At 63.4% G+C, this 15800-nt stretch carries 11 protein-coding genes and 2 pseudogenes; 10 read left to right on the top strand and 3 right to left on the bottom strand.

Features of this window, described 5'->3' with window-relative positions:
- Positions 1 to 129 precede the first annotated feature (129 nt).
- Positions 130 to 1509, bottom strand: a complete 1380-nt coding sequence (locus DKB74_RS14130; protein ID WP_161956874.1) for a glycosyl hydrolase — start codon at positions 1507 to 1509, stop codon at positions 130 to 132.
- Between the two features lie 398 nt (positions 1510 to 1907).
- On the bottom strand, positions 1908 to 2048 hold the full coding sequence (locus tag DKB74_RS14135; protein ID WP_109808840.1) for a transposase: 141 nt from the start codon (positions 2046 to 2048) through the stop codon (positions 1908 to 1910).
- A 334-nt stretch (positions 2049 to 2382) separates the two neighbouring features.
- On the opposite strand from DKB74_RS14135, the gene DKB74_RS14140 reads away from it, so the two are divergent.
- From DKB74_RS14140 to DKB74_RS14165, 6 genes and pseudogenes are all read left to right on the top strand, one after another.
- Positions 2383 to 2949 carry a serine O-acetyltransferase gene (locus DKB74_RS14140; RefSeq protein ID WP_109808841.1) on the top strand — a complete coding sequence of 189 codons (567 nt, stop codon included), beginning with the start codon at positions 2383 to 2385 and terminating at the stop codon, positions 2947 to 2949.
- Positions 2946 to 4409 (top strand): polysaccharide biosynthesis protein, encoded by a 1464-nt coding sequence (locus tag DKB74_RS14145; protein WP_145961011.1) that lies wholly within the window; start codon positions 2946 to 2948, stop codon positions 4407 to 4409. The genes DKB74_RS14140 and DKB74_RS14145 overlap by 4 nt, the downstream gene beginning before the upstream one ends.
- A 42-nt stretch (positions 4410 to 4451) precedes the next feature.
- Positions 4452 to 5729 carry an O-antigen ligase family protein gene (locus tag DKB74_RS14150; RefSeq protein WP_109808843.1) on the top strand — a complete coding sequence of 426 codons (1278 nt, stop codon included), beginning with the start codon at positions 4452 to 4454 and terminating at the stop codon, positions 5727 to 5729.
- Between the two features lie 34 nt (positions 5730 to 5763).
- A complete protein-coding gene (locus DKB74_RS14155; RefSeq protein ID WP_109808844.1) occupies positions 5764 to 6780 on the top strand; it encodes a glycosyltransferase family 2 protein in 1017 nt (338 codons plus the stop codon).
- A gap of 196 nt (positions 6781 to 6976) precedes the next feature.
- Positions 6977 to 7249, top strand: a pseudogene (locus DKB74_RS14160) (transposase); the annotation flags it as partial.
- Positions 7250 to 7318: 69 nt separating this feature from the next.
- Positions 7319 to 7507: pseudogene (locus DKB74_RS14165) on the top strand (transposase); the annotation flags it as partial.
- Between the two features lie 392 nt (positions 7508 to 7899).
- On the opposite strand, the gene DKB74_RS14170 reads toward DKB74_RS14165, so the two are convergent.
- The gene (locus DKB74_RS14170) at positions 7900 to 9015 is read right to left on the bottom strand and encodes an NAD(P)/FAD-dependent oxidoreductase (protein WP_109809018.1); all 1116 of its coding nucleotides are present in this window, start codon (positions 9013 to 9015) and stop codon (positions 7900 to 7902) included.
- A 54-nt stretch (positions 9016 to 9069) separates the two neighbouring features.
- On the opposite strand from DKB74_RS14170, the gene DKB74_RS14175 reads away from it, so the two are divergent.
- Genes DKB74_RS14175 through DKB74_RS14190 form a run of 4 tightly spaced genes read left to right on the top strand, consistent with a single transcriptional unit; the run spans position 9070 to position 15744 of the window.
- Entirely contained in the window at positions 9070 to 10689 is a 1620-nt protein-coding gene (locus DKB74_RS14175; protein ID WP_161956875.1) for an N-acyl-D-amino-acid deacylase family protein, read from the top strand.
- The gene (locus DKB74_RS14180; protein ID WP_145961013.1) at positions 10686 to 11834 is read left to right on the top strand and encodes a serine hydrolase domain-containing protein; all 1149 of its coding nucleotides are present in this window, start codon (positions 10686 to 10688) and stop codon (positions 11832 to 11834) included. Before DKB74_RS14175 ends, DKB74_RS14180 begins: the two co-directional genes overlap by 4 nt.
- Positions 11831 to 13348 (top strand): serine hydrolase, encoded by a 1518-nt coding sequence (locus tag DKB74_RS14185; protein WP_109808848.1) that lies wholly within the window; start codon positions 11831 to 11833, stop codon positions 13346 to 13348. Before DKB74_RS14180 ends, DKB74_RS14185 begins: the two co-directional genes overlap by 4 nt.
- Positions 13345 to 15744 carry a penicillin acylase family protein gene (locus DKB74_RS14190; RefSeq protein ID WP_109808849.1) on the top strand — a complete coding sequence of 800 codons (2400 nt, stop codon included), beginning with the start codon at positions 13345 to 13347 and terminating at the stop codon, positions 15742 to 15744. Before DKB74_RS14185 ends, DKB74_RS14190 begins: the two co-directional genes overlap by 4 nt.
- Positions 15745 to 15800: the final 56 nt, after the last annotated feature.

A 15800-nucleotide genomic window follows, 5' to 3' on the forward strand; every position in this document is an offset into this window, starting at 1 on the left:
GCAGAGGACCTGTGTGAAGCCTGTCAAACAGCTGTCTCGAGTGGCGGACCGGTCGCGCTGGTATGGTGATGCACAATCTTGAAATGACGCTTAGGACCGACGCCCCGTTTATGGGTTCACAACCTAGGTTCAAACCTGTGGCGCACGAAGATAAATCGGCGTACCGGATAGCTGGATCGGCGAATCCACGCTAATCATGGTGCCGAAACAATTGTATGCGTGTGCACCCGGCGGCGGCCTTACCATCAGAGGTGCACCGCTCCGTGTCCACACGATGTTGCCAAAACGTCCGGCTGAGTCGCGGAACTTCTGCGACAGAACACCGCCTTCCTCGAACGGACGGAAAAGAATTGCGCCGTCGAGCATGTCAGCAAGCACCGCCAGCGCGTGACCGGGCGCGGCGATGCGCAAACGCGGCCGATCGGCGAATAGGTGGATCAGGCTGAAATCCTTGTCCGCCGCATAATAATATTGGCGCTCAAGGCCGTAGCCGAGCGAAACCGCGAAGCCTCGGAGCAGATAGCCGATCGCCTGTTGCTCAGCCATAGAATGCGTGCGCTCAATCGCCGATGCCTCCTCTCTGCGATATTCGCCCCAGCCGAATTCGGTGGACCATAGCGGTTGATGAAAGCCGCGATCGTCGGCAAGCTTACGCAACCGCTCGACCAGCGGTCCTATAATCTCGGGCTCGCGCGGCTGGACATACGTGTGGCAGCCCAGCGCATCAATCAGCGAGCCCGCATTCGCGCGCTGCAAATGAGTGAGATAGCGTCCAAAATAGGCGCCCCCATCCGAAAAGGGCTGGGGCGCGGCGGAAACTACGATGATGTCGCGCCGCGCCGCGCGCGCGGCGGTCGCCTGGGCCTTGGTGATCGCGACAAGCTGTTCAATCGTGCCGTCGAAATAGCGTTCGAAATTGGGCTCGTTCCAGATTTCGACGGCCTTGATCTGCGGATAGCGATTCAGCAGTTCGGTAACGAATTCGGCGCCATAGGCCGGATCATTGGGCACGTGTGGACTATAAGTGCCGCGGCTACTTTTCGGCCGGGTCGCCCAGTCGGGCGCTTGGCCAAGACAAAAGAGCACGTCACGATACGCCTTTCTCCATTGCGCCATCTCTGCGTCGAGCGTCCGCCAGTCATAGCGATTACGCGCGGGATTGAGCATCCGCCAGGTCGCGCCGGTGTCCCACACGCGCACCGATCCGCAGCCGAAATTGACCGGGGGCGTCCGCGCGCCGCCGGGCTGGCTCCATCCGGTCACACCCACCAGGTGCATACCAAAGCTGGTGCGAGTGATTCGCCGCCCCACTGATCCGTCCGGCCGATCGAGCGGCGGCATCGCAATCTGCGGAGCGCCGCGCCGCGCAGCCGCACCGTTCTTGCTGCCGGACGTCGCTAGCAGAAGCGCCGTCCGACCGGCGAGCCTCAATGATTCTCGACGGTTAAGCATCGTGATCTGCATTCCAGAGCCCTGCGCTGCGCATTGCCTGACGATCCCGGCGAGCAAATTTAAGCGACATGTGTACTGTGCCGGCATCTCTACTCACAGAAACCGCAATTCCTTCCCTCGATGAGGCAATATCAGTTTCGCCCCCCATTCCAAGCATGCCTTGCGTGCAAAGCCCGCAGCCACGCAAGTATTTGCCCCGGCACTGACATGAGTATCATTCGCGCCGCCTATTGCGTCAGCAGCGAGACAGTCGGAGCAGACGGTGGAACGCCAAACGCGTTGCGCGATCCTGGACATGCTGCGCGGCCTCTCCGCAGGGCTGGCGCTGCTCGGCCACGCCGGCGCCATGTTTCTGGGTCGCGAAAGCAATCGCGTCCCTGGAAAGGGGCTGGCAGTCATTTTCTTCTTCATGCTGTCGGGATTCGCGATCGCGACTGTCTATCGATCATGGCGTATTACATGTCCGGCTCGGCCGACAGCGCGTCGAATATCCGTTTGAAGACATCGGCATCGCGCCACTTTCGGAAACGCCGGAACGCTGTGCTCCAGTTGCCGAAGCGCTCCGGCAGGCTGCGCCACGGACTGCCCGTATCCATACACTGCCTCCATGAACAGCCGGTTGTCCCTCCTGCTGCGTCCGGGATCGCTCGGCTTACCCAGACATTGCCGCTCGATCTTCACCCATTGGGCGTCTGTCAAAACATCTCGGTCCACCCGAAGCGCGGATCACATCCGCCGACCCTCGTGAATCCCCACAGGCCCTAGCATGAAGCGTAACGTTTAGGTGTTGTGCCGCTTGCGGGTGCGCCGGCGATCCGATATTGCAGCGCAGCCGGAAGAGACCGCCGCAACGTTCCGTGAGGCCTTACCGGCTCGCGCAGCGAAATGGCGAACATGTGATCACGTTGTTGCGAGTGAACAGAACCTCAAGTGACGCAATACTCTTCCTCACCTGGGTCGCTGTCGCGGCTTTCAACCATCAGCCTGATCCGCGCCGATCTTGCCGCGAATAGTTACCGCAAAGGTCTCGGAGGCTTCGTAACCGCAACGCTTTTCAATCCAGGCTTTTCCACCATCTTGCGCCATCGTCTGGTCGCCTCCATCAGCCGCCGCGGACCGCTAGGCAGTTTGCTCGGCCGCTGGATCTGGCGTGCGGGCGTACGCAAGACCGCGTGCCATATCCACTGGCGCTCACGCATCGGTCCGGGTCTTGCGCTCCCGCATCCGACGGGCATCGTCATCGGCGAAGGCGTTCAAGTCGGCGCGCGCGCGACGATCTACCAGCACGTCACGCTGGGCACCAATCGCAAGGGAGGAACGCTCTATCCGGTGATCGGGGACAATGTGATCCTTTATGCCGGCAGCGCTGTGATCGGATCGGCGACGGTCGGTTCGGACAGCATCATCGGTGCCAATGTTGTCATCCACCAGGACGTCGACCCGGGGATGAGCGTCACCGGCAAGGAGACCCGTCCGCTGCAGGAGCGCACCGCGTGAACGACCGGCAGTCTGCACAGGCAAATCGCGCAAATGCGGTAACGTTGTTGCCGGTGGTTCTCATCTTCTCGAATCTGCTGAGTGTACTCACGCAGGTGTTGGTTCCGCATCTGCTCGTTCCCGACGAATATCTCGGCTTTTCTACAGCATGGGCCTATGGACAGTTCGTCGCGGCCGCGCTGTTCGAATGGTTGCGGCTTTCGGCGCTCCGTTTCTGGGAGGGCGCCGATGCGGATCAGACGCGGATGCGGCGCGCGTCGATGCTTGTCAGCGCGACCGGTATCTCGCTGGCACTCCTCGCACTCAGCCTGATCGCCTACGGGCTAAATGTGCTGGCCGGTATACCTGTGCTTCTATCGGTGCTGCTGTTCTACGCGCGCTGCCAGGGAATGTTTGATTTCGGGCAGGCACGCAATCGCGCGCTCGGGCTCCATGGGCCGTTCGTGCTGGCGTGGTCGACACGCAGCATTCTCGGCCTGATCTTCGCGCTCGTTGCTGCATATCTCACCGGCTCGGGCACACAGACGGTCCTGGCGATCGCGTTGAGCTACCAGGTTATCCTGTTTTGGCGCGGCTCGATTGCGCGGTCGATCCACGAACGGCACAACGTGGATCGCGCCACCCTGGGGCATCTGCTGCATTTCGGGCTGTTTATGGCGAGCGCAAACGCGCTCGGCCTGCTGTTCCCTGCGGTCGTGCGTTCGCTGGGTGTGCTGATGCTTCCGGACGATCAAGCCGGTGGTCTCGCGCTAGCGTTCGACTATCTTCAGAAGATCGTGGGACTCTCCGGACTCGCGGTTAATATCATTGTCGCTCAGCAATCGTTCCGCGCCGCTGAATTCGGCACCGCCGATCAGCAACTTAAGCAGATCCGGCGGCAGATGCTCGTGCCGCCAGCGTTCATACTGCTTTCCGCAACCGGCTTCACCGCAGTTCAGGGTGCTCTCGCGCCGCTACTGATCCCGCACGCGTTCTTACCGTCCTATCTAACGGCGGTGCATTATGCGGCTGCGGCATCGACAATCATTGCAATTCGCATGTACGCGCTCGATCCACTATTCGTGATGTCGGGTGCGACCCGCTTCGCGCCAGTCGGGCCTACAGTCACCCTGCTGCTGTGCATTGCTGTGGCGGTTCTGCTGGATGCGGCAGGCGTTTCGGGCTATCACGCGATCGGCTGGGGCGCGATCATCGGTACTGCAGCCGGATCAGTGCTTTCTTATCTAGCTCTGCGCGACAAGCTTACTTTACCGGCAGTAGGGCGCGAGTTTGCTGCTTTAGGTTTGGGAACCGCGACCGCGATCGGCGCCGCCGCGCTGCTGCCCGACGCCCCGATTTGGACTGGTTTCTTCTTCAAGGGCGCGCTAGTGTCGGTGGTGATGGCAGTGGCTTTGGCGTACGCGTTACGCAAAGAACTGGTAGTATTAACTCATCATTTGAGACAGCGTCCGAGAGCCTAGGCCTCGCTGGATGCTCGCGCAATACGAAAGAGTAGCCTGCGTATGGTTATCACACCTGCTCCTGTTTTCGAAGCCGAAGCCCGCGCTGATATAAGAATGGCCGCACGTCGCGCGAGCGTTCTTGATATCGTCGTGCCCCGGCTGCTTGCCTGGGGCAGTGGTGTGCTGATCTTCGCTATGCCGATTGCTTCGGCTGCGCGCGGTTTTTCGGATGAGATTGGTCGGACACTCCTCGCGATGACTGACGCGATGCTGATTGCGCTGTTCGTCCTATCCCTGCGTTACTCGCGGAATCGCTGGTTCAGTTGGTTGGTCGTATTTTTGCTGGTCTATGCGTCGCTGTTCATGGTGGTTGGGAGCGATTTCCCGTCCTTTAGTATTTCCTACCAAGGTCTTCGCAAATCGATGCTGTGGCTGTTCGCCATCGGCGTCGGCCTCGCGCTTCCGCAGAGGTCGATCCGGCCGCTGTCGCGAGCGATGATCGCCGTGCTATTCTTGGTCTGCCTCTATGCGGTCAAGCAGTTCTTCATAACGTCCGATTTTGACAGAAACTTGCTCGACGCCCAATCAGCATCTGTCTATGCTAACAAAATCGGGCAATATACGCGCGCAACGTCGATCCTCTCATCAGGGTTCCACGTAGGCATCGCGGGCTGTTTGTTGATCTGCTTCGCACTCAGCACACGGAAGATGTCCTTAATCGTACGCGTTCTGCTAATCGGCGTCTCCTTGTTCGCGATCTACGCGTCGTTCACGCGCACGTTCCTCATCCTTGCTGGAGCGGCAATCATCCTGCGCTTCACCGCACGCAGCGCTAGCCGAATGTACGTCGTTATCACTAGCGCCTTGCTCGTGCTCACGGCGCTGCTGATGCTCAACTTCGACGTCGTCGACGATGTGTATTCCGCGCTGGTCAACGACGACCGTTTTACGGGCCGCGGCGATAGCTATGATGCGTTTGTATCTTACTTAGAGCAATCGCCGGGTGGACTGCTGACTGGATTCGGACCGGGTACTGCTGGAAGTACGCTGGGTGACCTCTACCACCCCTACGGCGCTCCGTGGATCGAGCCGCACAACATCTTCACCAAGTATATCTTCGAATTTGGCCTGCCGCTCGCGCTGGCGCTATTTCTGACGGTCGGCGCAATGGTGCTCCGACGCCCCGCCTATTACGAGGAAAAACAGTTTCCACGCGAGATCGCTCGGCTTGCGATGTTCGTTTTAGCCTTTTCCGGACTCTCGATCACGTCGGTCGAGACCTTTCCAGTTAGCATCTACATTGGCTTTCTAGTCGGCATGCTCTGCCGGAACGGATAGGCTCGTTGAGTTTGCATCTGAGGAGAATGATCGATTGCCAAAAACAACCCTTGTCTGCGGATTCTACAACCGGTCCCATCTAGTTAAGCGGACCATTGCCGGTCTCGCCGCCCAGACCCTTCAAGACGTTGAGTTTTTATTATTCGACGATGGCTCGTCGGACGATACCGCCGAGGTGATCGCAGCCGAGCTTGCGCGGCTCGGCGATGCGCGCTTCCGCTTTCGTCGGCATGTGGAGAATATGGGGCTTACGCGCGGTTTAATCGCTTCAATTGAGGCGACCGATTCCGCATTCATAGCGATACATGACGCGGGTGATTTTTCGATGCCCAACCGGCTTTCGCATCAGGCCGACTTTCTGGCCGCGCATTGCGATATCGTCGTTACGGGCTCACACTATATCAATTACATTGAGGAGATAGGGATCGCACGAACTCGGAAGCCCTGCGCCGATGGCGCAGATCTCGCAGTACTGCTAAGCGATCCCACCTTCACCCATGGTGAAGTTATGTTCCGCCGGGACGCATATCTTAGGGCCGGTGGATATAGGCCAGAATTTCGCTTCTCGCAAGACAATGACCTTTGGCTGCGGATGATCCATGAAGGCCAGTTTCACACTGTGCCCGAGATTCTCTACATCCGCTGCATCCAGCAGCAGGGTATTTCGTACAATCCGGCGAGCCTTGCGCAGCAATCGGCCTTCTATGTCTTGGGCAAGAAGATCGCCACCGGCGAGATTTCGGCCGATACTGCACTCAATACACTACGTGAAAGCGGCGACGTATTCGCGGTGCTCCCAAAGGAAGCGCCCGATGTTCAACGCGTGATCCAGCGCGCCGCGCTGCGTTCGCTGGCGTTCGGATCACCCAGAGGTGCCGACCGGATCGCAGAGCAGCATGTTCTGAACGGCGCTTCCAGCGCGGCCATTCGCGTAGCTGCAGCGATGTTTTCCAATCTTTTGGCGGATAAGGTGCTAAAGGCAATTTGGTCTGGGAAAACTCGCGAAGCTCAGAAGTATATATCGGTGATGCTCGCGGCTGAACAAATCTGATAAGGACTGTTTTTTAGCGCTGCCCCAGTCCCACATTGTGTTGTTGAAGCGCAGCGCTAATTTTTCTCGCCTTGATCTGGGCGCGAGGCGCTGGTGCTATGACGATGCCATGTGATGATGTTGGCACGAGCGAGGTCCAGCAGTTCGAAGTTTTCACCAGACGGGGACGACGGAGGGACGGGGACCCGAGACGAAGGCGTTGATCGTCGCCGAGAGCTATTCCGAAGCGGAGACGGTGAGTGCGGTGGCGCGCCGGCATGGGATGAGCCCGCCGCAGTTGTTCAAGGGGCGGGGCGAGTTTCGCAAGCAACTGGAAGATCGCGGCCTGACCTTCCCAGTTGCATCGTCACCGCCAACGGCATTCGTACCCGCCATGATCGAGCCCGAGCCAGCGTGCGAACCTGCTCTGGCGGTGAAGCGCTTCCGCAGACAGCGGCGTTCCAAGGCCGGAGTTGTCGAGCTGGAGTGACCTGTGAGGTGGTGCTGGAAACCTGGACAGGGTGTTAAGCTAATCCCGACCTGATGGATTGGTACGGGAATGAAGACGACCAGGAAGCGCTACAGCGCGGATTTCAAGGCCAAGGTGGCGCTGGAGGCGATCCGGGGCGACCTGACGCTGGCGGAGCTGGCAGCCAAGCACGGCGTGGATCACACGATGATCGCGGCGTGGAAACGGCAGGCCATCGACGGGATGACGGGCACGTTCTCTGGCGCTGGCGATGTGGCCACTATGCTCAATTTTGAGGGGATGGGCCCGGACAAACGCGAACAAATATGAACCGTCGAGGAGCCAATGCGGGCAACTGTATCGCTAAAAGTCGAAAAAAACCGAACGATCTCGAACGTCAGCGGTCTGACGCGGCCGCCTGATTTGAGGACTCCCGCTCCGCCAGTTTTTGTTTGCGCCTCAAGCGCCGGTGGCGACATCCGTCGCCTTGGCTTTCCTCGCATAAGCTCGGGCGGCCGTTCGGCCTTGCGAACCGTGACGGGTTCGAAGAATCTCGCTCCCGCTCCGGCGCTCTTTGTGCGCTACCGCCTTCGGCTGCTTGAGCGCGTGGCTCCGAGTTCGAACTACGTACGAACGCTCCCACAGTCTCCCACGCTATTGCGATGGGAGGGCTATGTCGACACCGCCTCCGCGCTCGACTGAGCGGATATCCGCCCTGGCTGTATCGCGGTGATCAGGTCGATATCGGCCTCTCGCGACCGGCCCAGAATCTGATCGGCAAGCAGTCGCGCGAGTGCGGGTGCGCTCTGGACGCCAAAGCCGCCGAGCGCGCCCAGCCAGTGCAGTCCCGGCACGTTCGGATCGGGACCCACCAGGGGGCTTTCGTCGGGCACGAAGCTGCGCAGGCCCGCCCAGCTGCCATGGACATGGCTCACCTTGTTGCCGGTGAGCCTTTCATAACGATCGACGGCGATGGCGAGATCGAGATCCTCGGGCCAGCAATCATGCGGTTCGACTGGTGTGGCGTCCGCAGGGGAGAGCATCAGCCGGCCGGCATCGGGCTTGAAATAGACCGTCTCGTCGACGTCGACGACCATCGGCAGCCCGGCAATCTCGATGTCGCCCGGCGGGTCGATCAGCACCGCACTGCGCCGCATCGGCGTGACGCCGCGTGGTGACGCGCCGAACAGCATCGCGACCCGGTCCACCCAGCCGCCCGCGGCGTTGACCACGACCGGCGCCGACAAGCGCTGCCCACCGGCTTCGACGTGCCAGCGGTCGCCACGATATTCGGCCAATCGTACCGGTGCCTCGGCGATCAGTTCGCCGCCATGCGCCCGCAGGACGCGCAGATAGCCGGTCTGCATCGCATGGACGTCGATATCGCACGCCCCCGGTTCCCACCAGCCATGATCGATCCGGTCGGCGTCGAGGCACGGCATCAGCCGCACCGCCTCACGCGCGGTCAGATATTCGCGGAACGGTGCCTCACCCGAATTGGTCGAACCGCTGGGCGTCACCACCATCACCCCGCGCGGCGGCGCGAATGCGGAAAAAAGCCCGTCGGATTCGGCCTGGGCGAACAGGATGGCGGCGCGCGCGGTGATCGCCTGGACCACGTCATTTCCGTAACTGCGCACGAAGATCGCGGCGGAACGCCCGCTGGAATGGTGGCAGGGATGCGCTTCCTGTTCGACGAGCGCGACCTTCCCGGCCGGTGCCAGCTCGGCGGCGGCGGCGAGCCCGGCAATCCCTGCGCCGATGATCAGAAAGTCGAATTCGCCCATCTCCTCGCCTCCCTTGCGCGTCTTTGGACCGTTCTGTATATAAACCTGATGTCAGTGTCATCTTTTTTTCGGATCCCGGTCGCCCTCGCCTGCGCGGCACTGGCGTCGGGCTGCGCGTTCGGGCCGAACTATGACATCGTGATCGCGGGGGGAACGCTGTACGACGGCACCGGGGCCCCGCCGCGTGAGGCGAGCATAGCGGTGAAGGATGGCAGGATTGCCCGCGTTGCCGCGCCCGATACGCGGCTGCGTGCGCGCCGCCATATCGACGCCACCGGCCTGGCGGTTGCCCCCGGCTTCATCGATCCGCACAGCCATGTGCCCGAATCGGTCCCCGAAATGCCCGGAGCGATGCTGGACATTCAGGATCTCTCGCAAGGCGTGACGACGATCATGGCGAGCCCCGATGGCGAGCTTTCGGTGCGGCAGATGGGCAGGTTGCGCGACGAACTCGCGCGGCGTGGCTCGGGCCCCAATTACGGCTGTTATGTTGGCCATAACGGTATTCGCCGCGAGGTGATGCCGGGCGAACACCGCACCGCGACGCCGCAGGAAATTGCGGCAATGGCGGTACAGGTGCGCGCGGGGATGGAAATGGGCTGCGTCGGCCTGTCGACCGGGCTGATGTATGATCCGGGCATGTATGCCGATGAGGCGGAGGTCCAGGCGCTCGCGCGCGAAGTGCTCCCCTTTCACGGCAGCTATGATTCGCACGTCCGCGATCCCGGCGCGCATCTGCTCGAATCGGATCGCGAAGTCGTGCGGCTGGGCCGCGCGACCGGTGTGCCGGTTAAGATCGCGCATCTGAAGGCCGTGGGCCTCGCTAATCGCGGCCGGATCGGCGACGTGATCGCGATGGTCGAAGCCGCCCGCGCCGAAGGCGTATCGGTAGTCGCCGATCAATATCCCTATGACGGCGCAACCCTGCGCTTTGCGCGCGAACTTCTGCTCGGCCCCGACGGCAAAGTGCCCGACGCCGATGCGCTGACCGCGATGCTCGCCGATCCCGCGCGGCGCGCGGCCCTGCGCGAGGCGACCGAGCAGGGCGTCGATGGCGGCTTTTCCTGGATCAAGGCCGTCGGCGGATATGGATCGATGCGCATCGTCGACGCGCCGGATGCGCCCGACCTGATCGACCGCAACCTGCAACTGCTCGCCGAGGATTGGGGCGTGCCGCCGTTCGAGGCGCTGATCCGGCTGGTGACGCAGCATCACGACGTGCGGCTGACGCTCGGCAGCATCGACGAGGCGGACATCCGAAAACTGATCGTCCGGCCCTGGGTGATGATTTCGAGCGACGGCTTTTATGTCGACGATACGGTCCGCAGGCTGGGCAAGGCGCATCCGCGTTCCTGGGGCAGCTTCACGCGCGTGCTCGGCCATTACAGCCGCGACCTGGGCCTGTTCCCGCTCGAAGAGGCAATTCGCAAGATGACCTCGCTCCCCGCCGATCATCTGGGCTTTTACGATCGCGGGAGGATTGCCGTGGGCAAGGCCGCCGATATCGTCATCTTCGATCCCGCGACAGTCGATGCGCGCGCCGATTATCTCCATCCCTCACGCCCCTCTGCGGGAATCGGCACGGTGCTGGTCAACGGCGTCGTCGTCTATCAGGACGGCGCGGCGACCGGCGCGACGCCGGGCGGGTTCGTGCGGCGGCAGCAGCCCGAGTGAGGCGGCGCCTCTCCCTCGTCTTCGTAGCGTTGCTCGCCTGGGCGCCGGAGGCGCAGGCGCAGGCGCTTCCTGTCGAGGCGATTGCCAGGCAAGCACATGACTGGGTAGCCGAGGGCAAGGCACCGGGTATCGCTATTGGGGTAATGGCGGGGCATCGGATCGTGCTCGCGCGCGGCTATGGCCTTGCCGACCTCGAACATGATGTGCCGGTAACGCCCGACACGGTGTTCCGCATCGGATCGGTGACCAAGCAATTCACTGCCGCCGCCGCACTGCGGCTTGCCGAAGCGGGGCAGCTGACGCCCGACATGCTGCCCGGCCCGGCGACCCTGTATCAACTGCTCGGCCATATCGGCGGCGTCCCCTCCTTCACCGACAGTAATGTCGCCCCGGCCCAAGGCTGGTCACGTCGCCGCAGCGAAGCCGAAATGCTGGCGATGATCGCCGGCCTGTCGCCGCCGCGGCGTTTCGCGGCCGGAGCCGGCTGGGATTACAGCAACAGCGGCTATTATCTGGTCGGCACCGCGATCGCGCGTGCGAGCGGGATGCCGCTTGGCAGCTATCTGCACAGCGCCTTGTTCGTCCCGCTCGGAATGAATCGAACCGCACTCGACGACGAACGCGACATCGTGCCCGACCGCGCCATCGGCTATGCGACCGATCCGGAGGCACCGGGCGGGTTCGTCCATGCCGCCTGGGTGTCGATGACCGTTCCGGGCGGCGCAGGCGCGATGCGATCGAACGTGCCCGACCTGCTCCGCTGGCAGGACGCGCTGCTCCATGGCGCGGTGCTGTCTGCGGAAATGCGTGCGCGGATGCTGATGCCGACACGGCTTTCCGACGGCAGCCTTGCGCGGCGCGGGCCAGAGGGGTGCCGCGTCGCCCAATATGGCCTCGGCGTCTATGTCGACGCACCGAACGGAGTCGCGCATGTCAGCCACTATGGCGTGATCGCGGGCTATCGCGCCTATCTCGCCAGCTTTCCCGAGCGCGGATTGGCGGTGGCAATTCTCACCAACGGCGAAAGCGACCTCGCGCCACTGGTCGCGCGCGTCGAAACGCTGATGGTCGGCGCGGATCCGGTGCCGCTCTGCTCTGCTGAAACCGTCGCGCGCATGTCGCGCCCCGAGGGGGCTATCCCATGATTTCGAACGTGCAACGCCGGCTGGGCGGGCTCGCCGCGATGCTTGCCCTCACGCTCGCGCAGATCGCTCCGGCGGCGGCGCAACACCGTGTCGATATGGCAGCGTTCGACCGGCAAGTGCGGGCGGAAATGACGCGCTGGCATCAACCGGGCCTGGCCCTCGCCGTCGTGCGCAGGGGGCAGCCGGCATGGTTGCGCGGCTATGGCGTGCGCGACATACGCAGCGACGAACAGGTCGATCCCGACACGCTGTTCGCGCTCAGTTCGTGCAGCAAGCCGTTCGCCGCCGCAGCGATTGCCCTGCTGGTTCAGCGCGGCAAGCTCGGCTGGGACGATCCGGTGACCGACACCCTGCCCTGGTTCCGCGCGCGCGATCCCTGGGTGACGCGCGCGCTCACGATCCGCGACATATTGTCCAATCGGTCGGGTCTGCGCAGCCAGTCGATCCGCGCGGTCGCGCCGAGCCGCCGGGCGTTTCTGGAAGGCGTCGCGGCTTCGGAGCCGATTCACCCGTTCCGCGCCAACTATGCCTATGCCTCGGACATGTTCGCGCTGTCGGGCGAAGTCGTCGCGTCGCAAACCGGGATGTCCTGGCGCGATTTCGCACGGGACAATTTCTGGCTGCCGCTTGGCATGACGCGAACCGATGCCGATTATCGCATCGCGCGCGCCGATCCCGACTCTGCCACGCCGCACGACCTGATCGACGGCAGGATGGTCCCGATCGCATGGCGTTATGACGATCAGGTCGGCCTGCCTGCGGTCGGCATCAACAGCAGCGTACGCGACCTTTCGAAATGGCTCGCCTTCCAGCTTGGCGAGGCGGAGGGGCCGGAACTGACGCAGGCGAGCCTCGCGGCGACGCGCGAGGCGCAGATTCCCTTGCGCGGGCCCTATTATGATTCACCGTTCCACGACGTGCCCGGCGTCACCGACGAAGCCTATGGCCTCGGCTGGTTCATGATGCGCTATCATGGCACCAGAATATTCTATCACCATGGCAGCCAGGACGGGTTTCGCTGTTTTGCCGCGATCGTGCCCGACCAGGGGCTGGGCTTTGCCGCGCTGGAGAACAGCCCCAATGCCGCGCTCCCGCGTGCGCTGTTCCTCGATCTGATGGACCGGATCGACGGGCGCGAACCGGGCCAGTGGGGACGCGATTTTCTCGCCCGGCAGGACGCGATCATCGCGCGTATCGCTGCGCGCGAGGCTGCATTGCGTGCGGCCGCGCAGGCGAGCCCCCGCCCGCCTTTGCCGCTCGCCGCCTATGTCGGGCGCTATGACGATGGCGGACCGATCGGCGCGGTGGAGGTAACGCGGCAGGACGGCTCCCTCGTCCTGCGCGTCGGCGACGGCAGCTTTGCACTGCACCACTGGAACGGCGACCGGTTCGAAATGCTCGGGTTGGACGATCCGCGTGCGCAGCGCCTCGCCTTCGTGACGTTCCGCACCGGCCCCGACGGTGCGGTGGCGGCGATGGCGATCGACGACCTTCCACTGGAGCGACAGCAATGATCTCGATGAAGCGGCTCGGGCGGATCGCCCTGTTCACCGGCGTGGGCCTTGCCGGGCTGGCCGCCGCGGCAACCGGCGGCGGCTATCTGTGGCTGCGCAGCTCGCTGCCCGACTATTCGGCCAGCCAAACCGTTGCGGGACCGCGTGCGGGAATCGAGATCATCCGCGACTCCCATGCGGTACCGCATATCTTCGCGCAATCGCGCGAGGACGCCTATTTCGCGCTGGGCTATGTTCATGCGCAGGACCGGCTGTGGCAGCTAGAGATGGCGCGGCTCGCCGGACAGGGCCGGATTGCCGCGGCGGTGGGCACCTCCGGCCTTGCGACCGACAAGCTGGTCGCGGCGCTGGATCTCGACCGCGTCGCCGCCGCGACGCATGCGCGCAACAGCCCGGAAACGCGATCGGCGATCCATGCCTATGTGCTTGGCATCAATGCCGGCATCGATACGCGCAAGGGCGCGCTGCCGCCCGAATTCATACTGCTGGGCGTGAAGCCGGGCCATTGGACCGACGCCGATGTCGATCGGCTGGGCGGGCTCGCTGCGCTGGGGATGGGCGACTGGCGCGAGGAAATGCTGCGCGCGCGGCTGGCAACGAAGCTCGATTGCGCACATCTGCACGACCTTTATGCGCGCCCCGACGAGCGGCCGGTCACCTATCCCGCGCTGCCCGCGCAATCGCGCGAAACGGCCGATAGCTGCGGCGCGATATCCTGGCGCGGAGAGTCGGCCGCGAAGCTGCCGTCGCTGCCCTTTGGCCGATCGCAGCCCGCGTCGAACAGCTGGACGGTGTCCGGCAGCCGCACGGCCAGCGGCAAGCCGATGCTCGCCAATGATCCGCACGGACCGCTGGGCGCACCGGCGGACTATTATCCCGTGCGTATGCGCTGGCCCGGGTTCGAAATCGTCGGCGCCTCGCGTCCCGGATCGCCGGCGGTGGCATCGGGGCGCAACGGCTTTATCGCCTGGGGCATCACCGACATGATGGCGGACCAGTCCGACATTTTCGTCGAGCGCATCGACCCGGCTGATCCTGGGCGCTATCTGACGCCCGACGGATCGGCGCCGTTCCGCACGCGCCGCGTTTCGATTCCCGTAAAGGGCGCCGAACCCCAGCAGGTTACGTTGCGCTACACCCGGCACGGCATCGTTATTTCGGATATCGACGATGACGCCGCGCAATTGGTGAAGGACCAGATCGGTCCGGGCTATGTCCTCGCGGTTTCCGGGCTCGACAATTCGGAGGGCAATCCACTGGTGCAGGCGTTTCTCGGCATGGCCGAGGCACGCGACTGGCAGCAGTTCGAGGTCGCCGCCCGCGCATTCGGATTGCAGCATAACCTCGCCTTCGCCGCGCGCGACGGAACCGTCGGCATGATTTCGGCGGGGCGTATTCCGTTGCGCAAGGGCGACGGTTTCCTGCCCGTTCCCGGCTGGGAAACACGGTTCGACTGGACCGGGTATCTGCCAGCCGACCAATTGCCCGCGCAGCGCGATCCGGAGGCAGGGTTCCTCGCCAACGGCAACAACCGGCTGGTCGCGGGGAGCGGCGGACCGCTCGACAGCGCGGCGTTCGAACCCGGTTGGCGCGCGGAACGGATCGAGGCGGTACTCGCACCCGCACAGGGCATCGGCATCGATCGGATGACGGCGCTGCAACGCGACACGGTCTCACTCGAAGTCGCGGCGCTCAAACCCGTTCTGCACGAAGCGCAGCCACAGACCGAGCGGGGCAAGGCGGCATTGGCGATGCTGCTCGCATGGGACGGCGACATGGCGCCCGACCGGCCCGAGCCGCTGATCTGGGCCGCATGGCAACGCGCGGCGGGGCTGGCGCTGCTGCGGCCCAGGCTCGGCGCGCTCGCCGACAGCTGGCTCAAGGAAAACCGCCCCCGGCTCGACCGGCTGCTATGGGCGAAAAACGGTTGGTGCGCCGATTGTCCCGCGCTCGCGGCAAAGGCACTCGATGACGCGGTCGCGACACTTGCCGAAACACAGGGTGGCGACATCACGCGCTGGCGCTGGGGTAAGCTCCATCGCGCCACGTTCCGCCACGACATCCTTTCCTATGTTCCGCTGATCGGCGGGCTGGTGACGATCCGCGTGCCCGCGGGCGGCGACGCCCACACCATCAATGCCGGGCAGACCGATTTATGGGGCGCCGATCCCTGGTCGGATATTTATGGCCCGCGCTATCGACAGGTGATCGATCTCGCAGCGCCGGAAAAGAGCCTGTTCATGATCGCGCCCGGTGTTTCGGGCAATCCGCTGTCGCACTGGTTCGGCAGCTTCGCAAAGCCGTGGAGCCGGGGCGAATATGTCATGCTGACCGGTGATCGCGAAACGCTGCGCAAGACGGCAGTGGGTGACATGACGCTGACGCCTGCGCGGTAAGCGCCGTTCCCGAAATCGCCGACACACCGCCGCGACGGCCGCCAGCCGCTTCAGCT

Source organism: Stakelama portus (assembly GCF_003171655.1).
GTDB lineage: Bacteria > Pseudomonadota > Alphaproteobacteria > Sphingomonadales > Sphingomonadaceae > Sphingomonas > Sphingomonas portus.